This window comes from Klebsiella sp. Sb-30, from assembly GCF_057652795.1.
Genome location: NZ_CM172749.1, coordinates 188,067 through 210,897 on the forward strand (window position 1 = coordinate 188,067; position 22,831 = coordinate 210,897).

The window sequence follows — 22,831 nt, forward strand, 5'->3', positions numbered from 1 at the left end:
TCATTTTCAGTTCCTTACGCGAGAGTCATTGGGTAACGGAGGAGCCTGATGCTGGCGATTGTGCCCGCTGCACCAGTTTTTTATTTAATGCCCGACGGCGTTGGGCGTAGCCTGCCAGGGTAATCGACAGCAGCAGCGTCGCGCCGTTAAACAGTGGTTCGACCCAAAACGCGCCGCCGAACTGCTGGATACCCGCAATACCTATCGCCAGCACCGCAATACCGACCACCGTGCCCCAGACGTTCACCCGGCCAGGACGAATGGTAGTGCTGCCAAGGAAGGCGCCCACCAGAGCCGGGAGCAGATAATCCATCCCGACGCTGGCCTGGCCCACACCCTGCTCGGCGGCGATGATCACCCCGGTAAAGCCGGTTAAGGTGCTGGAAGTCATAAATGCCCCGATGATGTAACGATTAACGGAAATGCCGTTGAGCGCTGCGGCGACGGGGTTGCCGCCCACCGCATACATGCAGCGACCAATCGGGGTATGTTCGGTGATGATCCACAACACCACGGCGGCAAAAAGGACGTAGAAGGCCACCACCGGAATGCCGAACAGGTCGGAGTGATGCAGGGCGATAAAGGCGTCCGGTAAGTCCCCGACGATCTGCCGACCGCCAGAGTGCCAGAGCGCGATGGCGTACAGCACCGTACCGGAACCCAGGGTCGCAACAAAGCTGTCGATATCCGCCAGCGCCACCAGAATACCGTTCAGCAAACCGTAGAGCGCAGAGAGCACCAGCACGATCGCCACAGCGACGGGCCAGGAGAAACCATATTCAACCTGCAAAGTAATGGCGAGGATGTGCCAGAGCACGATGCCGAAGCCGACGTTCAGGTCGATTTTGCCAACAATCATCGGGATGGTTGCTGCTAGCGCCAGCAGGGCAATTTTCGATTTGCTATCGAGAATGGCCTGCAGCGTCAACAGGGAAGCAAACGAAGGCGTTGTCAGTGAAAAAACGATAACCAGCACCACGCAGATCGCGGGTAAACCGTAACGCGTGGTCAATTGTCCAAGCCAGGTAGCCGCACCGTGTTCATGAAGTGATACGCGTGATTCCAGGGCCGTCGATTTCATTGATGTTTTAGCCATAACGCACTCCGACTTAATGTATGGTGCCGCTGCCTGATGCCAGCTCAAGCAATCTGGCAAAGGTGACATCCTGGTTGAGAAGTTCGCCGACGATCTGCCCGCGGTTAAACACCAATGCCCGGTTACAGATGTGCGCTACCTCTTCCAGGTCGTTGGAGATGACCAGAATGGCAACGCCGTTTTGCAGCGCCTGATTGAGTAAATCGTAAATTTCTGCGCGTGCGCCTACATCAACGCCAGCAGAAGGATCTTCCAGGATGAGCAGCGGGGCATTGAGCGAGAGCCAGCGTGCCATGACTACTTTTTGCTGGTTGCCGCCCGACAGCGCACTGATTTCAATATTTATCTGCGCAGGGCGCACGTCGAACTGGCGGATTTTCTCCCGGCTCAGCGGCGCTTCGCTTTTTTCGTTATAGCGGGAAAACAGCGCATGGCCGTGTTTACAAGGGTTCATAAACAGGTTTTCACGCACCATCATGCCCGGAATCAGGCTTTCATGAAGACGGTCGCCGGCGACAAAAGAGATGCCTGCGGACATCGCTTCCCCTGGTGTTGTCGCCGTAAACGGCACGCCACTTAACGTGATTTGTCCACTCTCCTGCGGCCTGCAGGCAAACAGTAAACGTCCAATCTCTTCCTGACCGGCACCCCGCAGACCGGCGAGTGCCACCATCTCACCGGCACGCAGCTCAAAGGAGACCGGCCCGGTATCGCCCACTTTGACGTTGTCCATTTTCAACAGCACCGGCGCGCTGGCATCGGGTAAGGCCTGACGCCGATCGCCGCCGAGGCTTTCGCCCACAATCAGCTCGACCAGACCACGCAAGCTATAGCGAGCGATATCGCCGCCCCCGGCGTAGCAGCCGTCGCGCATCGCGCAAACGGTATCCGCCATCTCCATCACCTCATCCAGGCGGTGGGTGATGTAAATCATGCCAACCTGCTTCTCGCGCAGGATGTTCATCACGCGGAACAGGTGGCGGACATCGTCGGCAGGCAGTGAGGCTGTCGGTTCATCGAGCACCAGCACCGAGGCGTCAACTGCCACCGCGCGGGCAATCGCCAGCAGGGATTTTTCGGTGCGGGAAAGGTCAAACACGCGGTCATCCGGGTCGAGCTGAATGCCGATATCTTCCAGCGCTTTTTGCGCCTGGCGTTTGGTGGCCGCCCAGTCAATCAGGCCGAAGCGACGGGGGAAACCCATCACCAGCGCCATGTTTTCGGCGACGGTCATCCACTCTACCAGGCCTAAATCCTGATGAATAAAGGCGATAGGCTGTTCGTTACCCTGACGTAACGCGGCGGCGGAATCCACCGGCTGACCGCGAAACAGGATCTCGCCACCATCGCGGGAATAGACGCCCGCCAGCACCTTAATCAGCGTCGATTTACCGGCACCGTTTTCTCCCAGCAGTGCCACAACCTGGCCCGGATAAATATCCAGACTGACGTTATTGACCGCCACATTTCCACCAAAGCGCTTGATAATGTGGCGCATGGATAACAACGGAGACAACACTGCTGCTTCTGCCATTTAAGGTGACCTCCCGCCGTGTGGGAAAGAACGTTTTGCACGCTATAAATTTCACTATGCGAAATCTGATTTCAAATATATCGATCATGATTTCACAAAGCAATCGAAGAGGTTGTTTTTGAAATTCAATAAAATCAGTCAATTACAAAATTTCTGTTCAGATCGTGAAGTGAAACACACTTTGCGCTACCATCAGTGCGGGTCGAAAAGGGGAGCTGACGCGATGGACACAAAAGAGAGAGAAATGACGCAAGACAAAGAAAGGCCTGCGGGAAGCCAGAGCCTGTTCCGCGGGTTGATGCTGATTGAAATCCTCAGTAACTATCCGAACGGTTGCCCGCTGGCGCACCTTTCGGAGCTGGCGGGCCTGAACAAAAGCACCGTCCATCGCCTGTTGCAGGGGCTACAATCCTGCGGCTATGTGACGCCCGCACCCGCAGCCGGTAGCTATCGGCTGACCACCAAGTTCATTGCGGTGGGGCAAAAAGCGCTCTCCTCGCTGAATATCATCCACGTTGCCGCGCCGCATCTCGAGACGTTGAACCTGGTTACCGGCGAAACGGTGAACTTCTCCAGTCGGGAAGATGACCACGCCATTCTGATTTACAAGCTGGAACCCACCACCGGGATGCTGCGCACGCGGGCCTATATCGGCCAGCATATGCCGCTGTACTGCTCGGCGATGGGCAAGATCTACATGGCCTTTGGGCACCCTGACTATGTCGAGAACTACTGGGAAACTCACCAGGATATTATTCAGCCACTGACCCGGAATACCATCACCGGGCTGCCCGCAATGCATGATGAGCTGGCGCAGATCCGCGAGCGCAATATGGCGATGGACCGGGAAGAGAACGAACTAGGCGTCTCCTGTCTGGCGGTCCCGGTGTTTGATATCCATCGTCGGGTGCCTTATGCAATTTCTATCTCCCTGTCGACCTCGCGCCTGAAGCAGGTGGGCGAAAAGAACTTGCTGAAACCGCTGCGCGATACCGCAGAGGCGATTTCACGTGAGCTGGGTTTTGCCGTACGGGAAAGCTAAGGCAGATGACCAAATTCCGCTGACGTAACGGAAAAAAAACCGCTGACTCCATTCAGGATCAAGGCGCGCAGGAGGATATTTCTGGCACGCTGCCGTTTTATCCCCAATGGAGCAGTGGATGAACCGTTTTATCATCGCGGATGCCCAGAAGTGTATTGGCTGCCGTACCTGTGAAGTGGCCTGCGTGGTCTCCCATCAGCACGACCAAAGTTGTTCGACGGTTTCTGCGACTCAGTTTGCGCCCCGTATCCGGGTGGTGAAAAGCGATGCGCTGTCTACGGCCACCCTGTGCCGGCAATGTGAAGACGCACCCTGCGCCAATGTCTGTCCGGTTGAGGCTATCCAGCGCGACCGTGGGGTCTGGCGCGTCGACCAGCGGCGCTGTATCGGCTGTAAAAGCTGTATGGTGGCCTGCCCGTACGGGGCGATGAGCGTGATGATGACCGGGGAAGGGGTGCAGGCGCTGAAATGCGATTTATGCAGCCACACCGACGAAGGCCCGGCCTGCGTGGCGGCCTGTCCGACCCAGGCGCTGCGCTGCATGGAACCGAGCGAGCTGGAAAGACTTAGCGCCGAGCGTCGCCAGCGCATGGCGCTGGCGATGTAGCGATGATGCTTGCGGCGTGTTCCCCGGAAGCGGCGCTGGTGCGCCTGTCCGGGCTACGGGTTGGCCGATGGCGATGAGCCGGTTACGCGGCGCCCTGTTCACTCCAGGCCCGCTCAATCTCTTCGGCGAGGATTTGCACGCCCGCTTCGATTTTTTGCGGATCCGGTACGTAGTTCATACGCATGCACTGATGCGTGTGCGGCCAGGGTTTATCCAGCCCCGGGAAGAAGTAGTCGCCCGGAACCATCAATACACCGCGTTTTTTCAGCCGCTGGTACAGCAGTTCGGTGGAGATCGGCAGATCTTTAAACCACAGCCAGAGGAAAATCGCCCCTTCAGGTTTATGAATCAGGCAGCGATCTTCCGGCAGATAGCGACGGATAATGGCGATAGTTTCCTGTACGCGCTGATAGTAGAACGGCTTGATGACCGTTTCCGACAGGCGCAGCAGGTCATGACGTTTGATCATTTCGCACATCATCGCCGGCCCCATTCCGCCCGGCGCAAGGCTGATAATCCCGTTCATGTTGCTGATAGCGGTAATGATTTTCTCATTGGCTATGATGATCCCGCAGCGGCTGCCCGGCAGGCCCAGCTTGGACAGGCTCATACACAGCACAATATTCGGGTTCCAGAGCGGCCTGGCGTCGCTGAAAATAATTCCCGGGAAAGGCACGCCATACGCGTTATCAATCACCAGCGGGACGCCGTGTTGGTGGGCCAGCGCATCCAGTTTGATCAGCTCTTCGTCGGTAATCACGTTACCGGTCGGGTTGGTCGGGCGAGAGACACAAATCATCCCCGTCTCTTCGGTGACCTGCAGATGCTCGAAATCGACGTGGTATTTAAACTGGCCTTCTGGCAGCAGCTCGATATTCGGGCGGGTGGCGACAAACAGATCCTCTTCGAGGCCCGAGTCGGCGTAGCCGATATATTCCGGCGTCAGCGGGAACAGGACTTTGCGGGTAGTGCCATCCGCACGGCGCCCGGCAAAGAGGTTAAATAAGTAGAAAAACGCACTCTGACTGCCATTTGTTAGCGCAATATTCTGTGGTTCGATCTCCCAGCCCAGCTCTTCACGCAGCATCTGCGCCAGCACGGTCAGCAGCTCGCTTTTTCCCTGCGGACCGTCGTAATTACAAAGCGCATCAAGGGCTTTGCCGTTGGCGAGCATGTCAGCCAGCAGGTTCTGGAAGTATTCGTTCATTTCCGGGATCTGCGCGGGATTACCGCCGCCCAGCATGATTGCGCCCGGCGTGCGCAGGCCGTCATTGAGGTCTTCCATCAAGCGGGTGATGCCTGAATGACGGGTAAATTTGTCGCCGAAAAGTGAAAATGTCATTGCGGATAATCTATCGGTCTTCCTGGAAAGTGGATAACCATAACGCCAGCCTCGACGCGGTGCAAATCGGCAGGAAAGTCGAAGATTTCATTTTTATGCTGGATTATCGATGGGGATTAGTTTTTTATTCTGAAAAGACTCCCCAAAGAGATCGGGGAGCCATCAGAAGCGGGGCTATCGTTGGCCTGCCCATACCACCATGACTTTGTCATCGACGTTTTCACGGACGAAACCGTAACCTTGCGGCATAGAGAGCGTGGTTTGTTTACCCATCCCGATTGCCGGGTGGCGGGCGCGGAACTGGCCGAGTTTCTGCCAGTGGGTGACGCTGAGCGCGGCTTTACCCTCGACGTCCTGCCAGTTCATATCCGAACGTGTCCCCTGCAACGGATCTGAGCCGGTAGGTCCGAATGGCCGCGCGGACTCATCGCCATAGAAGAGCTGTACCGCGCCTGGTGCGAGCAGCAGCAGTTCTGCCGCAGTGCTGCCGCCTTCGCGGAACAGGCGCGTGTCGTGGGAGGAGAGGTAGCTCAGAACGTTAAACGTCTGCAGTTTATCCGCCATCTGCTGCCAGGTCAGGTCAATACTGGAGAGACAGCCTGACGCTTTCGCCGCCTGATCCTGGTAGTCGAAGTTAATCATCGCATCAAAACCGTGGCGGTAGTAATCGCTCTGCATTACCCCATGACCCCAGGCTTCACCGGTCATCCAGAAAGGCGCGTTATCCAGCGCTTTATCCGGATTGGCCTTTTTCCATTCCGCCAGCGCCGCAGTGGCCTGGGTTTTCAACTGCTGCCAGGCAGCCTGCTCGACGTGTTTGGCGGTATCGACGCGGAAGCCGTCAATGCCGTAATCACGTACCCACTGACTCAACCAGTGGGTCAGATAATCGCGCGGCGTATAGCCTGGAATCACTTTTGCCGCCGTATCAGGCTTTTGTTGATAGAAATTCGGCAGCCCGGAAGGGGCGGTTGATTCGGTTTTCAGATCCGGCAGAAAAGCCAGGGACATGGTCAGATCGTCAAAGCCTGGGTTGTCGTAGTCGCCGATATCGGTACGAATCCATTTTTTCCCCCACCATTTTTCCCAGCCGGCTTTATCGCTGAAGTTGATGTAGTCGTTGAAGCTGTGCCAGGTCTGTCCCGGGCCGGGTTTCCAGTTGGTCCAGTGTTCCCCGAGCGTTTTTTTCAGTTCGTCGCCCTGCAGATACAGCGAGCCGAATTTGAACGTCTGCATATCGGCGAGGGTGGCGTAGCCGGTGTGGTTCATCACCACATCGAACAGGATGCGAATACCGCGCTTGTGCGCCTCATCGACAAGGCGACGCAAATCCTCCTCAGTACCCATATTGGCATCCAGCTTTGTCCAGTCCTGGGCGTAGTAGCCGTGGTAGGCGTAATGCGGGAAATCGCCCTTGGTTCCGCCGCCGACCCAGCCGTGAATTTGTTCCAGCGGCGAGCTTATCCACAGTGCGTTAACGCCCAACGCTTTCAGGTAGTCGAGTTTGCTGGTCAGCCCTTGCAGGTCGCCGCCGTGGAAGGTGCCGATTTCCTGCATACCGTCTTTGTGGCGTCCATAGCTGTTGTCGTTGGCCGGGTTACCGTTGACGAAACGGTCGGTCAGCACGAAATAGACGGTGGCGTTATGCCAGTTGAAAGGCGCGTCGGCGGTGGTTTCCGCACTTTCAAGCAGCAATAAACCATTGCTGTTGGGGGCCGGCTGCAGCGTAATTTTCCCGGCGCTGACCGTGGCGACATTGCCGCTGTAGAAATCACGGACTTTGCTGCCCTCGGCAAAGGTCTTGCTGACATCCAGCGTCAGCGGCTTACCATCCCATTTTGGACACTGACGCAGCTGCGGCGCGGAAGCTGTCGCCGCCTCTTTTTCCTCCAGAGAAAGCATCAGCGTCGGCGTACCGGAGCGAGTATCGACTTCAAGGGTGTAGCGACCTTCGCGGAAGACCCGCCACTGTGCAGGGGTGCCGCGGCAGGGTTCCATGGAGAGCATCTGGTTGAGTTTGATGGCGCCGACGGGCTGCCAGCACTGTTGGTCAAAATTAATTTGTAGCGGACGTGTACCCTTCGCCACCTCGTTTTGACTGATAAACCTGCCGGTGCCCTCTTCGGTAAAGGCCGGAAAATCGGCGGTGGTCCAGGCGGCGAAGGCCATTCCTGGCAACAAGAGCGACGCTAGCGCAGCGAGTTTCATTCTGGAGTCCTGTGAGCGGTTTTTTGTTCAGTTTGCCCGGCAAAGCGGGTAATGAACTCATCCCATCTGCGCTTTTGCAGGGATGACAAAAAGGGGTGAGTGACAGCGGTCAAAAAACAGGCAAAAAATGAGACGACGCTAGCATTTTTGCCCCATGATGACGGCGCGGAAACCGATTTCAGATGACAGCTTTTAGGAATTGGACTATTTCTGTTAGTGCTCTCACTGGGTATTTTTGATACTATTCGCGACTCAATTAACGTTTTTTTGCGTAAAACAAGGTGTTGGAATGATTAAATCCGACCAGGAGACCTAATGATATCGATTCCCATGCGACGATATGGGGCTGCGATACTCATGTTACTTACCTGCATATTTTCAGGTAGTGTGTTGGCAACAACCCACACAGCAACAACGAGTCATAAAGCCTCACAAGTAAAGAAAAGTAGTCAAGTTAAGGTAAGCAGTAAACAAGAGTATTCTCGCAATAGTGTAAAGAGTAGTTCACTTCCTGATTTGCGAAAATACCCTTCCGGAACCCCAAGGAAAAAAGCGTTTCTCCGGACAGTAATGCCTTATATTACTAAACAGAATCAGGTGATTACCGCCGATCGTAACTGGCTTGTTGCCAAGCAATACGACTCGCGCTGGTCACCGACAGAGCGTACGCGTCTGAAGGATATTACGGCACGCTATAAGGTGAAATGGTCTGGTAATACGCGCCATATTCCCTGGAACACGCTGATGGAACGCGTTGACATCATTCCGAACAGTATGGTGGCGACCATGGCGGCGGCGGAAAGCGGCTGGGGGACGTCCAAACTGGCGCGGATGAACAACAATCTGTTTGGTATGAAATGCGGCGGCGGAAACTGCCGCGGTGCGATGAAAGGCTACTCCCAGTTTGATTCCGTGGAGGAGTCTGTACAGGCTTATGTGACGAACCTGAACACGCATCCGGCATACAAGTCCTTCCGTAAATCCCGTGCGCAGCTGCGTAAAACGGATCAGGAAGTGACGGCCAGCACCATGATTCATAAGCTGAAGGGCTATTCGACGAAAGGTTCGAGCTACAACAACTATCTCTTCGCGATGTATCAGGACAACCAGCGGCTGATCGCTGCCCATATGTAATAGCGAATGCCCGGAGCATAAGCCCCGGGCATTTTCTTTTCGATCTCATCGGCCCTACATCATCACTTCACTGTGCCGATCCCGGTACTCCTTCGGCGTCACGTCGTACTCTTTCTTAAATACCGAATAGAAATATTGCAGCGACGGATAGCCGCACATTTGCGAAATTTCATTAATCGATAGCGTGGTAGAGACCAGCAGGCTGCGGGCCTTTTCGAGTTTCTCTCTGTGAATGATGGAGTGAATGGTGTCGCCGACCTCCTCCTTGAAGCGCTTCTCGAGGTTAGAGCGGGAGATGCCGACGGCATCCAGCACCTGCTCGACCTTGATGCCCTTGCAGGCGTTATTGCGGATGTAGTGCATCGCCTGAATCACCGACGGGTCGGTGAGCGAACGATAGTCCGTAGAGCGTCGTTCAACGACGCGCATCGGCGGCACCAGCCGGCGCTGCAGCGGCAGCGGCTCTTTATCCAGCAGTCGATGCAGCAGCTTGGCCGCCTGGTAACCCATCTGCCGGGTTCCCTGCGCGACGGAGGAGAGCGCCACGCGCGACAGGTAGCGGGTCAGCTCTTCATTATCAATACCGATGACGCACAGCTTTTCCGGCACCGGAATATGCAGCAGCTCGCAGGCCTGAAGCACGTGGCGAGCGCGGGCATCGGTCACGGCGATGATTCCGGTTTGCGGGGGGAGCGTTTGCAGCCAGTCCGCGAGACGGTTCTGCGCGTGTTGCCAGTTTTCCGGCGCGGTCTCCAGCCCCTGGTAAACCACGCCGCGATATTTCTCCTTCGCGACCAGCTGGCAAAACGCGTGTTCGCGCTCGACAGCCCAGCGTTTTCCGCTGGAAGTGGGCAGCCCGTAAAAGGCGAAGCGCTGGACGCCCTTTTCTTTCAGATGCAGGAAGGCGCTTTCGACCAGCGCGGCGTTATCCGTCGCAATATAGTGCACCGGGGGATAGCATTCGGGGCGATGGTAGGAGCCGCCGACGCCGACAATCGGGACCTCGACGTCGGCCAGCAGTCTTTCGATTTCCGGGTCGTCATAATCAGCAATCACGCCGTCGCCCAGCCACTCCCTGATATTCTCGATACGCGCCCGAAAATCCTCTTCGATGAAGATATCCCATTCCTGTTGCGATGCCTGTAAATATTCTCCTACCCCCTCGACCACCTGTCGGTCGTAGGCTTTGTTGGCATTGAATAGCAGCGTAATACGGTGGCGCTTTGCAAACATAGTCTCTTTTCCTGGTCTCTCTTTCTGGCCATACAATACCGGCCAATGCCCGAATCATGACAAGCGTCTTATGCATAAATCTGGTGGTAGCGCATAGAATTCGGGCATTCTTCCATTAAGCGGGCTTACGTTCTGCGCTTTGTCGCCGAATCCATCCATACCGCCAGCAGTAAAATGGCACCTTTGACGATGTACTGCCAGAAGGTGGCGACGTCCATCATGCTCATACCATTATCCAGCGCCGACATGATAAATGCCCCCATGACGGCGCCGGCGACGCTGCCTACCCCGCCGGCGAGGCTGGTGCCGCCGATAACGCAGGCGGCGATAGCATCCAGCTCGGCGATGTTACCGGCTGAAGGCGAACCGGCACCGAGACGCGAACTGAGGATCAGACCGGCGATGGCCACCATCAGACCATTGATGGCGAAAACGGCCAGCTTGGTTCGTTCAACGCTAATCCCCGACAGGCGTGCCGCTTCCAGGTTACCGCCAATGGCATAAATTCGCCGGCCAAAGGCCGTTCGGGTGGCCATAAACATCCCCGCCAGCAGCAGAGCTGCCAGGATGAGAACCGGCGTCGGGACGCCGCGATAATCGTTTAATAGCCAGATGGCGCCGAGCACGATAACCGCGGTAATGCTCTGGCGTGCCACCGTCGAGGTTGGCGCTGATGTGGTTAATCCCAGGGATTGACGACGCAGGCGACCGCGCCATTGCCAGACAATAAAGGCCGCCATACCAATGACGCCGATGCCGAAACCCAGGCCGTCGGGCAGATAGCTTTGTCCAATTTGCGACATGGCCGGGCTGGTGGGGGAGACGGTGGTGCCGTTGGTTATCCCGATCAGAATACCGCGGAACGCCAGCATTCCGGCGAGGGTGACGATAAACGACGGGACTTTACGGTAGGCGACCCACCAGCCGTTCCAGGCGCCGAGTACCAGCCCCATCACCAGGGTGACCGCAATGGTCAGCGGCAGCGGCCAGCCGAGCCAGACGTCAAAAATTGCCGCCGCGCCGCCGAGCAACCCCATCATCGAGCCCACGGAAAGATCGATTTCGGCGGAAATAATGACGAACACCATCCCGACCGCCAGGATGCCGGTGATCGCCGTCTGCCGCAGCAGGTTAGAAATGTTTCGCGCGCTTAAATAGGCGCCTTCGGTGGCCCAGGTGAAGAACAGCATAATCACCACAATCGCGGCGATCATCACAAAAACCTGAAGGTTCAGCCCTTTGAATCCAGACAGACCGGCAGGGGCGGGCGGGATGATTTTTATCTCAGACGACGTGTTTTTCGACATGGTGTTCGCTCCTCAACGCGGCTTCCATCACCTGCTCCTGGGTCAGATGATGATTGACTAAATTGGCTTTCAGCTTGCCTTCATGCATGACCAGCACCCGATCGCTTAACCCGAGAACTTCCGGCAGCTCTGATGAGATGACGATGACGGCGATCCCCTGCTGCACCAGCTGATTAATCAATTTGTAGATTTCGTATTTCGCACCGATATCGATGCCGCGAGTGGGTTCATCGAGAATCAGGATGCGCGGATTCAGCAACAGGCAGCGGGCCAGAATCGCTTTCTGTTGATTGCCGCCGCTCAGGCGGCCAATGGCCAGCTCTGGCGATGACGTTTTGATTTTCAGCCGCTGGATAGATTGCTGGATACAGTGCTGCTCCCCGGCGTCATCCAGGCTGCTCAGCGGGCCGGTAAACTGACTTAACGCCGCCAGAGTGATGTTCTTACCTACCGCCATCACCGGCACGATCCCGTCTTTCTTGCGGTCCTCAGGGACCATGGCAATACCGTGGGCGATAGCCTGCTGGCAGTGGTGGATAGCCACCGGTTGACCGTCAATAAACACTTTCCCTTCCCAGCGTCCCGGCCAGACGCCAAACAGGCACTGTACGGCCTCGGTACGCCCGGCGCCGACCAGTCCGGCAATGCCGAGGATTTCACCGCGACGCAGTGAAAAAGAGATATCGTTGACCCGCTTAATGTGCCGGTTGACCGGATGCCAGGCGGTCAAATGCTCGACGCGTAGAATTTCGTCGCCGCAGTCGTGCGGCTCGTTCGGGTAGAGGGCGGTGAGTTCGCGGCCAACCATCATGGTTATCACATCATCTTCATTCATGTCGCTGGCGTCGCGGGTGCCGATATGCTGGCCGTCGCGAATGACGCAGATGGTGTCTGAGATGGCTTTCACCTCATTCAACTTGTGGGAAATATAAATACAGGCGATGCCGTGGGCCTGCAGATCGCGAATGATATCCAGCAGAATGGCCGTTTCCTGCTCGGTTAATGAGGCGGTGGGTTCATCAAGTATTAATAAACGCACCTGCTTATTGAGCGCTTTGGCAATTTCAACCAGCTGTTGCTGCCCCAGCCCGAGATCGCCGACGCGGGTATCGGGTGAAATCGTTAAATTCACCTGCGCCAGCAGCTTCTGACAGCGCAGGGTCATGGTTTCATAATCAAGGAGACCATAGCGGGAGATTTCCGCGCCAAGAAAAATATTCTCCAGAACGCTCAGGTGCTTAACCAGCGCGAGCTCCTGGTGAATAATGGCGATACCTTTGCGTTCGGTGTCGCGAATATGATTGGGCTTAAGCGTTTCACCGGCGAAAATAATTTCACCGTCATAGCTGCCGTGCGGATAAATTCCGCACAGGACTTTCATGAGCGTGGATTTACCAGAACCGTTTTCGCCGCAAAGTGAGACAACTTCTCCGGCGTTAAGCCGCAGGCTGATATTGTCTACCGCCTTCACGGTCCCGAAGGTTTTGGTGATATTTTTCATTTCTAGTAACCAGGACATAGATGCTCCGCATAAGCGATATCCGGCTGGACGAGAATGACGCCCCGGCGAGGGGCGTCAGGAATTATAATTCGCTCTTTTTGTGGAAACCGTCTTTGATGACCGTCTGTTCAATATTGTCTTTATTCACTTCGATCGGGGTGAGCAGGCGGGACGGGACATCTTTAAGTCCGTTATTCAACGAGGTATCAGCATGCGGCGCTTTATCATTGCCGAGCTCGACGGCAATTTCAGCGGCGGTGGTGGCAAGGGTGGTAATCGGTTTATAGACGGTCATGGTCTGCGTGCCGGAAATAATGCGCTTCACGCCAGCAAGGTCGGCATCCTGGCCGGAAATGGCAACTTTCCCCGCCAGACCCTGCGCGCTTAATGCCTGAATCGCGCCGCCGGCGGTAGCATCGTTGGAAGCGACAACCGCATCGATTTTGTTATTGTTAGCGGTGAGGGCGTTCTCCATAATTTTTAATGCATTTTCCGGCAGCCAGCCGTCAACCCACTGGTCGCCAACGATCTTAATTTTACCTTCGTCAATATAAGGCTTGAGGACTTTCATTTGTCCGGCACGGAACAGCTTGGCGTTATTATCCACCGGAGAACCACCCATCAGAAAGTAATTTCCCTGAGGGGTTTTATCCACCAGGCTTTGAGCCTGCATTTCGCCCACTTTTTCATTATCAAAGGAAATATAGAAATCAATATCTGCGTTGTTTATCATACGGTCGTAGGCCAGAACTTTAATGCCTTCCTGTTTCGCTTCTTTAATCACATTGCTTAAGACCTGACCGTTGTAGGGAATAATAACCAGAACATCAACGCCGCGGTTTATCATATTTTCAATTTGCGACATTTGTGTTTCTTCATTACCATTGGCGGACTGAACAAATACTTTCGCGCCTAATGATTCGGCTTTGTTGACAAATATATCGCGGTCTTTCTGCCAGCGCTCAAGGCGGAGATCGTCAATGGCCATACCAATCTTAACTTCTTTCGCAATCCCCGCCATACTGGTCAGCAGGAGCGAAGCACAGAGCGTGAGGCAAAGGTTCTTTATCTTCATAATAATCAGCCTTTTTTGTAAAGTGCAGGATAAGACGAACGGGGTAAAGAAACGGCCTGATACGTAGTAGATTCTTAACAGTGAACGGAGGACTGGCAATTATCTGTGCTTATTTTGGGATTACGAAATTTAGTTTGTTTTCTGATTTATGACCGCGATCTGGTTTTTAAAAATAAATAAAACAGCTATATCGTTGATATGTCATTGAAAGGATGGTGGAGAGGGCGTTGATAATATTCAGTTGTGCGATCTGGCGCACGTTTGTGGATTCTCTCAATCGCGGTGTGAAATAACGTAATTGAGGAAAGTAAAACATGAATTCTATATTGGCTTATGACTTGTTACCCGCCGCATTCCCTGAATATGGAGTTCATTATGCAAACCTATTTCGATCAACTCGATCGCGTTCGTTATGAAGGCCCAAAAACCACCAACCCGCTCGCGTTCCGTCACTATAACCCGGACGAGATGGTGCTGGGCAAGCGCATGGAAGAGCATCTGCGGTTTGCCGCCTGCTACTGGCATACCTTCTGCTGGAACGGGGCAGATATGTTTGGCGTGGGCTCCTTCAATCGTCCGTGGCAGCAGCCGGGCGAGGCGCTGGAAATGGCGAAACGTAAAGCCGACGTCGCCTTTGAGTTTTTCCATAAGCTTAATGTGCCGTACTACTGCTTCCATGATGTGGATGTCTCTCCGGAAGGGGCGTCGTTGAAGGAGTATCTGGACAATTTTGCCCGGATGGTCGATGTCCTGGCGGCGAAGCAAGAACAGAGCGGCGTGAAGCTGCTGTGGGGGACGGCAAACTGCTTTACCAACCCGCGTTACGGCGCTGGAGCGGCAACCAACCCGGATCCAGAGGTTTTCAGCTGGGCGGCGACTCAGGTGGTGACCGCCATGAATGCCACACACAAACTGGGCGGGGAAAACTATGTTCTGTGGGGCGGCCGCGAAGGCTACGAAACCCTGCTCAATACCGATCTGCGCCAGGAGCGCGAGCAAATTGGTCGCTTTATGCAGCTGGTGGTGGAACACAAACATAAAATCGGCTTCCAGGGCACGCTGCTGATTGAGCCAAAACCGCAGGAACCGACCAAACATCAGTACGATTATGATGCCTCTACCGTCTACGGTTTCCTCAAGCAGTTTGGCCTCGAAAAAGAGATCAAACTGAATATCGAAGCGAACCATGCGACCCTGGCCGGACACTCCTTCCACCATGAGATTGCGACCGCTATTGCGCTGGGTCTGTTCGGCTCCGTGGATGCCAACCGCGGCGATCCGCAGCTGGGCTGGGATACCGATCAGTTCCCGAACAGCGTGGAAGAGAATGCCCTGGTGATGTATGAAATTCTTAAAGCCGGTGGCTTTACCACCGGCGGCCTGAATTTTGATGCCAAAGTTCGTCGTCAGAGCACCGATAAATACGATCTGTTCTATGGTCATATTGGGGCGATGGATACGATGGCGCTGTCTCTGAAAGTGGCGGCCCGTATGATCGAAGAGGGCGAGCTGGATAAGCGGGTCGCGAAACGCTATGCCGGCTGGAATGGCGACCTGGGTCAGCAAATCCTGAAAGGGCAGATGACGCTGACGGAGATTGCGCAGTACGCGGCGCAGCATAATCTGGCTCCCCAGCATCAGAGCGGCCATCAGGAGCAGCTGGAAAACCTGGTTAACCATTATCTCTTTGATAAGTAATAAGGATACCCGGCGTTGCCGGGTATGAGTGAGAGCACGCTTTCTTGCGCCACGGTTAGCCGTGGCGCACTGTTAAGGAGAGACCGTATGTACATCGGGATTGATTTGGGCACCTCGGGCGTCAAGGCCATTTTGCTCAATGAGCAAGGTGAGGTGCTGGCTTCGCACACTGCGCCCCTCACCGTATCGCGCCCACACCCGCTATGGTCCGAGCAAGACCCGGAGCACTGGTGGCAGGCGACGGACCGCGCAATGAAAGCGTTGGGTGAACAGCACGCTCTGCGCGATGTAAAAGCGGTAGGGATCGCCGGGCAGATGCACGGTGCAACGCTGCTGGATAAACATCAGCGGGTGCTGCGCCCGGCTATTTTGTGGAATGACGGCCGCAGCGGCGACGAGTGTGTCCAGCTGGAAAAAGCGGTAAGCCGCTCGCGGCAAATTGCCGGTAACCTGATGATGCCGGGGTTTACGGCGCCAAAATTACTTTGGGTGCAGCACCATGAACCCGATATCTTCCGCCAGGTGGATAAGGTGCTGTTGCCGAAAGATTATCTCCGCCTGCGCATGACCGGTGAGTTTGCCAGCGATATGTCGGACGCCGCCGGGACGATGTGGCTGGATGTGGCCAAACGCGACTGGAGCGATGAGCTGCTCGCCGCCTGCGGCCTGAGCCGCGATAATATGCCGGCGTTATTTGAAGGCTGTGAAGTGACGGGAACACTGCGCCCCGCTATCGCCCAGGCGTGGAATATGCCGCAGGCGCTGGTGGTCGCTGGCGGCGGCGATAATGCTGCCGGTGCGGTAGGCGTCGGCATGGCGGATGCCGGACAGGCGATGTTGTCCCTGGGAACCTCCGGGGTCTATTTTGCCGTCAGCAATGGTTTCCTCAGCAAACCTGAAAGCGCCGTACACAGCTTTTGCCACGCCCTGCCGGGACGCTGGCATTTGATGTCGGTGATGTTGAGCGCCGCTTCCTGCCTCGACTGGGCGGCAAAACTGACCGGTCTCGGTACGGTGCCTGCGCTGCTGGCGGCGGCGGAATCGGCGAGTGAAAACGCCGATCCCATCTGGTTTTTGCCCTATCTTTCCGGCGAGCGCACGCCGCATAACAACCCTCATGCTAAAGGCGTGTTTTTTGGCCTGACGCATCAGCACGGCCCGGCAGAACTGGCGCGTGCGGTACTGGAAGGGGTGGGTTACGCATTAGCCGATGGGATGGATGTGGTGCATGCCTGCGGCGTGACCCCGCAGAGCATCACTCTGATTGGCGGCGGCGCCCGCAGCGCCTGGTGGCGGCAGATGCTGGCTGATATCAGCGGCCAGCAGCTGGATTACCGTACCGGCGGCGACGTTGGACCTGCGCTTGGGGCCGCCCGGTTAGCGCAGCTGGCGCAGCACAAAGAGGCGGCTTTTTCAGATCTGCTGCCGCAGCTGCCGCTGGAACAGGCTCATCGACCGGATGCCGGGCGTGTTGCTCGCTATGCGCCGCGCCGCGAAACGTTCCGGCAGATTTATCAGCAGCTGCTGCCTCTGATGTCGTCATAAACGTCCGCCCCGGATGGGGCGGGTTAACGTTTACGCCGCGCTAGCTGACCAGGCGTCGGCTATCCAGGCGCTGTACCAGCATCGACAGCAGCAGGCTGCCCCCCAACGCTGCGCCGAAAATCCAGAAGATATCCAGCAGCGGCCAGCGCGTCAGCTCCAGCCCGCTGGCGCGTAACGCATGAATAATCAGGGCATGAAATCCGTAGATCCCCAGCGAATGGCGCGCAATCAGCGCCAGGGCAGGAAGCGGACGTGTATTAAGGGTATTCTTCACCAGCGTGAGCAGGGTTATCGCGCAGACAAAAACCGCCGGCCCGCAATACAAGTACCAGGTATCGCCGAAGTCGCCGCGCCACTTCAGCTCATGCAGTGTCCCGCGGGAAATGACCCACACCGCGGTAGCGAAAAGCGCGGCGCACAGCAGCGTGAGCCACTTTTTATCGGTATCTATCATGCCGATCGCCCGCCCCAGCACGCCATACAGAACATAGTAAAACGTATCGCCGTTGATATAGAGATTGAGCGGTAGCCATTCGATGCCGCCAGCCTTAACCGACACCATGTTGGGGTTTGCCAGAAGACCAATTACCAGCATCAGAATCAGCAGCATCTTGCCGCTGACCTGCTTAACCTGCAGCAACGGTGAGAGCAGGTAAATGACGATAATCGCGAAGAAAAACCACAGATGGTAGAACACCGGCTTTTGCAGCAAATGCTTCAGCGACAGCACCACGTTGATATGGGTGAACAGCGTGATGTAGAGCAGGGACAGGGCGCTGTAAAACACCACGCACAGTACGATCCGCAGAAAATGTCGCGGTTGGGCGCTGCGCTCACCGAAAAACAGATAGCCGGAGATCATGAAAAACAGCGGAACGCTGACGCGGGAAGCCGAATTAAGCAGGTTGGCGATATCCCAGTTCAGCAAGCTGATGGCATGAGGGTGAGTGATATACCAGGTTGTGCTGTGAATCATCACCACCATCAGGCATGCGATGCCGCGCAAACTTGTTATCCAGTTTATTTTTTCCTGCATCGGTACCTCAGTTGCTCCTTCTTAAAGAGGGTCTGACTCCTCCAGGCCGGCCACGTCGCAATGGAAAATTCCGAGTTTGCCGCGACGCTCTTGTAGAGATGCGGAGAGATTCGCACAATGCCCCGGTAATTTCACGTAACCTGCACGATAACAATTTGCTAACAAGGCGGTTGAGGAAAATAGTGATGAAATATTTCTTTTCTGGACTGTTATTGCTCCTGCTGGCGGGCTGCAGCCAACAGCCGCCTCAGCCGGTGCAGAAAGCGCAACGTGCGCGGATTACGCCGCAACTTACCCTGAACATGGAGCAACTTTGCAAGGATCAGGCGGCAAAACGCTACAGCACGGGGCCCCGCATGGTCGACGTTAGCCGCTTCGAGCAGTTCCAGGGGAGCTACGAGCTGTCGGGCCTGACATCGCAGAATGAGCACTTTATCTGTTCTTTCGATCCAGACGGGCAGTTTTTACATCTTTCTATGCGCTAAATCGGCCCCTGATGCCGCGTGATGGCGTTAATTTCCGCAATTTTATTTAAACAGCGCCGTTTCGTACTGTATATCTCGCAGCCAGCGGGTATACTGATCCCTTCCTTTAAATCCACACGTATCCAGCACGAAATAATATGCAAAAGTTTGATACCAGGACCTTCCAGGGCCTGATCCTGACCTTACAGGATTACTGGGCTCGTCAGGGCTGCACCATTGTTCAACCACTGGACATGGAAGTTGGCGCCGGCACCTCTCATCCAATGACCTGTCTGCGTGCGCTGGGGCCAGAGCCGATGGCGACTGCCTATGTGCAGCCTTCCCGTCGCCCGACCGACGGCCGCTACGGCGAAAACCCGAACCGCTTACAGCACTACTATCAGTTCCAGGTGGTCATTAAGCCCTCGCCGGACAACATTCAGGAGCTGTACCTCGGGTCTTTGAAAGAGCTGGGTATGGATCCGACCATTCACGACATCCGCTTCGTGGAAGACAACTGGGAAAACCCGACGCTGGGTGCCTGGGGTCTCGGCTGGGAAGTGTGGCTGAACGGGATGGAAGTGACGCAGTTCACCTACTTCCAGCAGGTCGGTGGCCTGGAGTGTAAGCCGGTGACCGGCGAGATCACCTACGGTCTGGAACGTCTGGCGATGTACATTCAGGGCGTTGACAGCGTTTACGACCTGGTCTGGAGCGACGGTCCGCTGGGTAAAACCACCTACGGCGACGTGTTCCATCAGAACGAAGTGGAGCAGTCCACCTACAACTTTGAATACGCAGACGTCGACTTCCTGTTCTCCTGCTTCGAGCAGTATGAGAAAGAAGCGCAGCAGCTGCTGGCGCTGGAAAACCCGCTGCCGCTGCCTGCCTACGAGCGCATTCTGAAAGCCGCCCACAGCTTCAACCTGCTGGACGCGCGTAAAGCCATCTCCGTCACCGAGCGTCAGCGCTATATTCTGCGCATTCGCACCCTGACTAAAGCCGTGGCAGAAGCGTATTACGCTTCCCGTGAAGCCCTGGGCTTCCCGATGTGCAACAAGAATAAATAAGAGGCGGCCATGTCTGAAAAAACTTTCCTGGTGGAAATCGGCACCGAAGAGCTGCCACCAAAAGCCCTGCGCAGCCTGGCGGAATCTTTTGCTGCGAACTTTACCGCGGAGCTGGATAACGCTGGCCTCGCTCACGGCAACGTCGAGTGGTTCGCTGCTCCTCGCCGTCTGGCGCTGAAAGTCGCTGGCCTGGCGGCGGCTCAGCCCGATCGCGAAGTCGAAAAACGTGGCCCGGCGGTTTCTGCTGCGTTCGACGCGGAAGGCAAACCGAGCAAAGCTGCCGAAGGCTGGGCGCGTGGCTGCGGTATCACCGTTGACCAGGCCGAGCGCATGGTCACCGACAAAGGTGAATGGCTGCTGTATCGTGCGCATGTGAAGGGCGAAAGCGCGGAAGCGCTGCTGCCGAACATGGTGGCGACGTCGCTGGCAAAACTGCCGATCCCGAAACTGATGCGCTGGGGCGCGTCCGACGTGCAGTTCGTGCGTCCGGTTCACACCGTGACCCTGCTGCTGGGCGACAAAGTCGTTCCGGCAACCATTCTGGGCATTGCCTCCGATCGCGTGATTCGCGGCCATCGCTTTATGGGCGAACCGGAATTCACCATCGACAATGCCGATCAATACCCGCAAATTCTGGTTGAGCGCGGCAAAGTCATTGCTGACTACGAGCAGCGTAAAGCCAAAATTAAGGCCGATGCCGAAGAAGCGGCGCGCAAAATTGGCGGCAACGCCGATCTGAGCGAAAGCCTGCTGGAAGAAGTGGCCTCTCTGGTGGAATGGCCGGTGGTGCTGACCGCGAAATTCGAAGAGAAATTCCTCGCGGTACCGGCAGAAGCGCTGGTTTACACCATGAAAGGCGACCAGAAGTACTTCCCGGTTTATGGCAATGACGGCAAACTGCTGCCGAACTTTATTTTCGTCACCAACATCGAGTCGAAAGATCCGCTGCAGATTATCTCCGGGAACGAAAAAGTGGTTCGTCCGCGTCTGGCGGATGCCGAGTTCTTCTTCAACACCGACCGTAAAAAGCGTCTGGAAGATCATCTGCCGCGTCTGCAAACCGTGCTGTTCCAACAGCAGCTGGGTACGCTGCGCGACAAGACTGACCGCATTCAGGCCCTGGCGGGCTGGATTGCGGGCCAAATTGGCGCAGACGTGAACCACGCCACGCGTGCGGGCCTGCTCTCCAAGTGTGACCTGATGACCAACATGGTGTTCGAGTTTACCGACACCCAGGGCATCATGGGCATGCACTACGCGCGTCACGATGGTGAAGCCGAAGATGTGGCGGTGGCGCTGAACGAGCAGTATCAGCCGCGCTTTGCCGGTGATGACCTGCCGTCTAACCCTGTCGCCTGCGCCGTGGCGATCGCCGATAAAATGGATACCCTCGCGGGCATCTTCGGCATCGGCCAGCATCCGAAGGGCGATAAAGACCCGTTTGCGCTGCGTCGTGCCGCGCTCGGCGTGCTGCGTATCATCGTTGAGAAGAACCTGAACCTGGACCTGCAAACGCTGACCGAAGAAGCGGCGCGTCTGTACGGTGATAAGCTGACGAACGCCAACGTAGTCGATGACGTCATTGACTTCATGCTGGGTCGTTTCCGCGCCTGGTACCAGGATGAAGGCTACACGGTCGACACCATCCAGGCGGTACTGGCACGTCGTCCGACTCGTCCGGCTGATTTCGACGCGCGCATGAAAGCGGTGTCTCACTTCCGTACGCTGGAAGAAGCGGCCGCGCTGGCAGCAGCCAACAAGCGCGTGTCCAACATCCTTGCGAAATCCGAAGAGACGCTGAACGACGCCGTCCACGCTTCCGTGCTGAAAGAAGCCGCAGAGATCAAGCTGGCGACCCATCTGGTGGTACTGCGCGACAAACTGCAGCCGTTCTTCGCCGAAGGCCGTTATCAGGAAGCGCTGATCGAACTGGCTTCCCTGCGTGAACCGGTAGATGAGTTCTTCGAAAACGTGATGGTTAATGCGGAAGACAAAGAGGTCCGTATCAACCGTCTGACGCTGCTGTCGAAACTGCGTGACCTGTTCCTGCAGGTGGCGGATATTTCCCTGCTGCAATAATCGCCTGTTTTGCATAACAAAAAACCTGCCCTGGGGCAGGTTTTTTTATGCCGGTAAGCGACTCTCTCGCCCACCCGGACGCCTTTCGGCGGCCAGATTTACTGCAAATTCCCCGCGGTCAGACTCTCTTTATCAAAAGCGTGGCTGACGTTAATACGGTTCTGATGCACTGAGTTATCCATGTTGGACCCGGCTTCCGGCTGCGCGGGGCGATGCTCTGCGGCGATGGCACCGGATGACAATGAAGCGGCCAGAAACAGGGCAGCGATCGCGCTGAGATTTTTCATTTTATCTTCCTTTTCATCGTGCTGTCGTTGTCGCCTGTCTGGTTAACCTTCGGCGGCCCGGCAGAGCAGATTGCGTTATTTGGTCAGTTCTGCGGTCATGTGCACGCGGTTATTGAACTGGGCGCTGGTAATTTTATAAGAGGCACCTTGTTCTGCGGCCTGGGCGGCAATTTTTGCTTCAGCGCGATCCAGCGTGGAGGCGGTGGAGCTGACGCTCTGTGCGAAAGCACCGAAAGACATCAGAGAAAGAGCAGAAACTGCAACGAAAGTTTTGATGGATTTCATGGTCGTATTCCTTAAGTGATTTTGTTTGATATAGAGCGCTGTTGCTCTGATGTGATAAATAATAGAACGATTATCGATCGATTAAAATTGGAACAATTTGCGCATCTCATTCAAAAAAATAGAATGAAAAGTAAGCGTGTAAAACGGGGTGATTTCGAGGTCGTTTGACGTTCCTGCTGCGGGAGAACCGCTCAGCCCGAACGCGTTTGCTGAAAAATTCATCTTGAAATGAAGGGGCGAGTATGGCTATCCTGTGCCCCGACGAACCCCTCGTCTCACAGAGAGCAC

At 55.8% G+C, this 22,831-nt stretch carries 19 protein-coding genes; 8 read left to right on the forward strand and 11 right to left on the reverse strand.

From position 1 onward, the window contains the following. Positions 1-25: 25 nt before the first annotated feature. Both AC236I_RS00895 and AC236I_RS00900 read right to left on the reverse strand, forming a co-directional pair. Positions 26-1,096, reverse strand: coding sequence for an ABC transporter permease (locus AC236I_RS00895; protein ID WP_044023579.1), 1,071 nt, complete (start codon positions 1,094-1,096; stop codon positions 26-28). 13 nt (positions 1,097-1,109) lie between these two features. Continuing rightward, the gene (locus AC236I_RS00900; protein WP_004868839.1) at positions 1,110-2,630 is read right to left on the reverse strand and encodes a sugar ABC transporter ATP-binding protein; all 1,521 of its coding nucleotides are present in this window, start codon (positions 2,628-2,630) and stop codon (positions 1,110-1,112) included. A 223-nt stretch (positions 2,631-2,853) separates the two neighbouring features. Between AC236I_RS00900 and yiaJ the strand changes: the two genes are divergently transcribed. Continuing rightward, entirely contained in the window at positions 2,854-3,672 is an 819-nt protein-coding gene (gene yiaJ / locus AC236I_RS00905; protein ID WP_004868836.1) for an IclR family transcriptional regulator YiaJ, read from the forward strand. 118 nt (positions 3,673-3,790) lie between these two features. Continuing rightward, positions 3,791-4,279: a 4Fe-4S binding protein gene (locus tag AC236I_RS00910; protein WP_004868835.1), complete on the forward strand. Its 489-nt coding sequence runs from the start codon at positions 3,791-3,793 to the stop codon at positions 4,277-4,279. A gap of 82 nt (positions 4,280-4,361) precedes the next feature. Here the strand turns inward: AC236I_RS00910 and avtA are convergent, their stop codons facing one another. Further along, positions 4,362-5,621, reverse strand: coding sequence for a valine--pyruvate transaminase (gene avtA / locus AC236I_RS00915; protein ID WP_004868832.1), 1,260 nt, complete (start codon positions 5,619-5,621; stop codon positions 4,362-4,364). A 174-nt stretch (positions 5,622-5,795) separates the two neighbouring features. Next, positions 5,796-7,829, reverse strand: coding sequence for an alpha-amylase (locus tag AC236I_RS00920; RefSeq protein WP_487608670.1), 2,034 nt, complete (start codon positions 7,827-7,829; stop codon positions 5,796-5,798). Between the two features lie 315 nt (positions 7,830-8,144). Here AC236I_RS00920 and AC236I_RS00925 point away from each other — a divergent pair, with 315 nt between their 5' ends. Further along, the gene (locus AC236I_RS00925) at positions 8,145-8,963 is read left to right on the forward strand and encodes a protein bax (protein ID WP_071824661.1); all 819 of its coding nucleotides are present in this window, start codon (positions 8,145-8,147) and stop codon (positions 8,961-8,963) included. Positions 8,964-9,017: 54 nt separating this feature from the next. On the opposite strand, the gene xylR is transcribed toward AC236I_RS00925, so the two are convergent. The 4 genes from xylR to xylF all read right to left on the reverse strand — a co-directional run bounded on the left by xylR (position 9,018) and on the right by xylF (position 14,079). Further along, positions 9,018-10,196: a D-xylose utilization transcriptional activator XylR gene (gene xylR / locus AC236I_RS00930; protein ID WP_004868824.1), complete on the reverse strand. Its 1,179-nt coding sequence runs from the start codon at positions 10,194-10,196 to the stop codon at positions 9,018-9,020. Between the two features lie 125 nt (positions 10,197-10,321). Continuing rightward, positions 10,322-11,503, reverse strand: coding sequence for a xylose ABC transporter permease XylH (xylH, locus tag AC236I_RS00935; protein ID WP_004868822.1), 1,182 nt, complete (start codon positions 11,501-11,503; stop codon positions 10,322-10,324). Next, on the reverse strand, positions 11,481-13,022 hold the full coding sequence (locus AC236I_RS00940; RefSeq protein ID WP_487608671.1) for a xylose ABC transporter ATP-binding protein: 1,542 nt from the start codon (positions 13,020-13,022) through the stop codon (positions 11,481-11,483). Before AC236I_RS00940 ends, xylH begins: the two co-directional genes overlap by 23 nt. Before the next feature lie 64 nt (positions 13,023-13,086). Beyond that, positions 13,087-14,079, reverse strand: a complete 993-nt coding sequence (xylF, locus tag AC236I_RS00945; protein WP_004868818.1) for a D-xylose ABC transporter substrate-binding protein — start codon at positions 14,077-14,079, stop codon at positions 13,087-13,089. Between the two features lie 375 nt (positions 14,080-14,454). Between xylF and xylA the strand changes: the two genes are divergently transcribed. Further along, positions 14,455-15,777: a xylose isomerase gene (gene xylA / locus AC236I_RS00950; RefSeq protein ID WP_004868817.1), complete on the forward strand. Its 1,323-nt coding sequence runs from the start codon at positions 14,455-14,457 to the stop codon at positions 15,775-15,777. Between the two features lie 87 nt (positions 15,778-15,864). Next, positions 15,865-17,322: a xylulokinase gene (gene xylB / locus AC236I_RS00955; RefSeq protein WP_004868816.1), complete on the forward strand. Its 1,458-nt coding sequence runs from the start codon at positions 15,865-15,867 to the stop codon at positions 17,320-17,322. A 40-nt stretch (positions 17,323-17,362) separates the two neighbouring features. On the opposite strand, the gene AC236I_RS00960 is transcribed toward xylB, so the two are convergent. After that, complete coding sequence (locus AC236I_RS00960) at positions 17,363-18,358, reverse strand: acyltransferase (RefSeq protein WP_015585539.1); 996 nt, start codon at positions 18,356-18,358, stop codon at positions 17,363-17,365. 185 nt (positions 18,359-18,543) lie between these two features. On the opposite strand from AC236I_RS00960, the gene AC236I_RS00965 reads away from it, so the two are divergent. The 3 genes from AC236I_RS00965 (at position 18,544) to glyS (ending at position 21,971) form a co-directional block, all read left to right on the forward strand. Then, on the forward strand, positions 18,544-18,843 hold the full coding sequence (locus AC236I_RS00965; RefSeq protein WP_240789041.1) for a YsaB family lipoprotein: 300 nt from the start codon (positions 18,544-18,546) through the stop codon (positions 18,841-18,843). A gap of 137 nt (positions 18,844-18,980) precedes the next feature. After that, positions 18,981-19,892 (forward strand): glycine--tRNA ligase subunit alpha, encoded by a 912-nt coding sequence (gene glyQ, locus AC236I_RS00970; protein ID WP_004126458.1) that lies wholly within the window; start codon positions 18,981-18,983, stop codon positions 19,890-19,892. A 9-nt stretch (positions 19,893-19,901) separates the two neighbouring features. Further along, a complete protein-coding gene (gene glyS / locus AC236I_RS00975) occupies positions 19,902-21,971 on the forward strand; it encodes a glycine--tRNA ligase subunit beta (protein ID WP_004868810.1) in 2,070 nt (689 codons plus the stop codon). Positions 21,972-22,069: 98 nt separating this feature from the next. Here glyS and AC236I_RS00980 read toward each other — a convergent pair whose 3' ends face one another. Together AC236I_RS00980 and AC236I_RS00985 are read right to left on the reverse strand one after the other, a co-directional pair. After that, positions 22,070-22,258 carry a hypothetical protein gene (locus tag AC236I_RS00980; protein ID WP_118860241.1) on the reverse strand — a complete coding sequence of 63 codons (189 nt, stop codon included), beginning with the start codon at positions 22,256-22,258 and terminating at the stop codon, positions 22,070-22,072. A gap of 75 nt (positions 22,259-22,333) precedes the next feature. Further along, positions 22,334-22,543 carry a YdgH/BhsA/McbA-like domain containing protein gene (locus tag AC236I_RS00985; RefSeq protein ID WP_004868808.1) on the reverse strand — a complete coding sequence of 70 codons (210 nt, stop codon included), beginning with the start codon at positions 22,541-22,543 and terminating at the stop codon, positions 22,334-22,336. Positions 22,544-22,831 lie beyond the last annotated feature (288 nt).

Excerpts from the sequence above, each read along its gene's own strand:
- AC236I_RS00920 (WP_487608670.1), bottom strand. The coding sequence starts at position 7,829 with ATGAAACTCGCTGCGCTAGCGTCGCTCTTGTTGCCAGGAATGGCCTTC.
- AC236I_RS00910 (WP_004868835.1), top strand. The coding sequence starts at position 3,791 with ATGAACCGTTTTATCATCGCGGATGCCCAGAAGTGTATTGGCTGCCGT.
- AC236I_RS00925 (WP_071824661.1), top strand. The coding sequence starts at position 8,145 with ATGATATCGATTCCCATGCGACGATATGGGGCTGCGATACTCATGTTA.
- xylH (WP_004868822.1), bottom strand. The coding sequence starts at position 11,503 with ATGTCGAAAAACACGTCGTCTGAGATAAAAATCATCCCGCCCGCCCCT.
- xylR (WP_004868824.1), bottom strand. The coding sequence starts at position 10,196 with ATGTTTGCAAAGCGCCACCGTATTACGCTGCTATTCAATGCCAACAAA.
- xylA (WP_004868817.1), top strand. The coding sequence starts at position 14,455 with ATGCAAACCTATTTCGATCAACTCGATCGCGTTCGTTATGAAGGCCCA.
- avtA (WP_004868832.1), bottom strand. The coding sequence starts at position 5,621 with ATGACATTTTCACTTTTCGGCGACAAATTTACCCGTCATTCAGGCATC.
- AC236I_RS00980 (WP_118860241.1), bottom strand. The coding sequence starts at position 22,258 with ATGAAAAATCTCAGCGCGATCGCTGCCCTGTTTCTGGCCGCTTCATTG.
- glyQ (WP_004126458.1), top strand. The coding sequence starts at position 18,981 with ATGCAAAAGTTTGATACCAGGACCTTCCAGGGCCTGATCCTGACCTTA.
- AC236I_RS00985 (WP_004868808.1), bottom strand. The coding sequence starts at position 22,543 with ATGAAATCCATCAAAACTTTCGTTGCAGTTTCTGCTCTTTCTCTGATG.
- AC236I_RS00895 (WP_044023579.1), bottom strand. The coding sequence starts at position 1,096 with ATGGCTAAAACATCAATGAAATCGACGGCCCTGGAATCACGCGTATCA.
- AC236I_RS00960 (WP_015585539.1), bottom strand. The coding sequence starts at position 18,358 with ATGCAGGAAAAAATAAACTGGATAACAAGTTTGCGCGGCATCGCATGC.
- AC236I_RS00900 (WP_004868839.1), bottom strand. The coding sequence starts at position 2,630 with ATGGCAGAAGCAGCAGTGTTGTCTCCGTTGTTATCCATGCGCCACATT.
- AC236I_RS00965 (WP_240789041.1), top strand. The coding sequence starts at position 18,544 with ATGAAATATTTCTTTTCTGGACTGTTATTGCTCCTGCTGGCGGGCTGC.
- xylB (WP_004868816.1), top strand. The coding sequence starts at position 15,865 with ATGTACATCGGGATTGATTTGGGCACCTCGGGCGTCAAGGCCATTTTG.
- glyS (WP_004868810.1), top strand. The coding sequence starts at position 19,902 with ATGTCTGAAAAAACTTTCCTGGTGGAAATCGGCACCGAAGAGCTGCCA.
- xylF (WP_004868818.1), bottom strand. The coding sequence starts at position 14,079 with ATGAAGATAAAGAACCTTTGCCTCACGCTCTGTGCTTCGCTCCTGCTG.
- yiaJ (WP_004868836.1), top strand. The coding sequence starts at position 2,854 with ATGGACACAAAAGAGAGAGAAATGACGCAAGACAAAGAAAGGCCTGCG.
- AC236I_RS00940 (WP_487608671.1), bottom strand. The coding sequence starts at position 13,022 with ATGTCCTGGTTACTAGAAATGAAAAATATCACCAAAACCTTCGGGACC.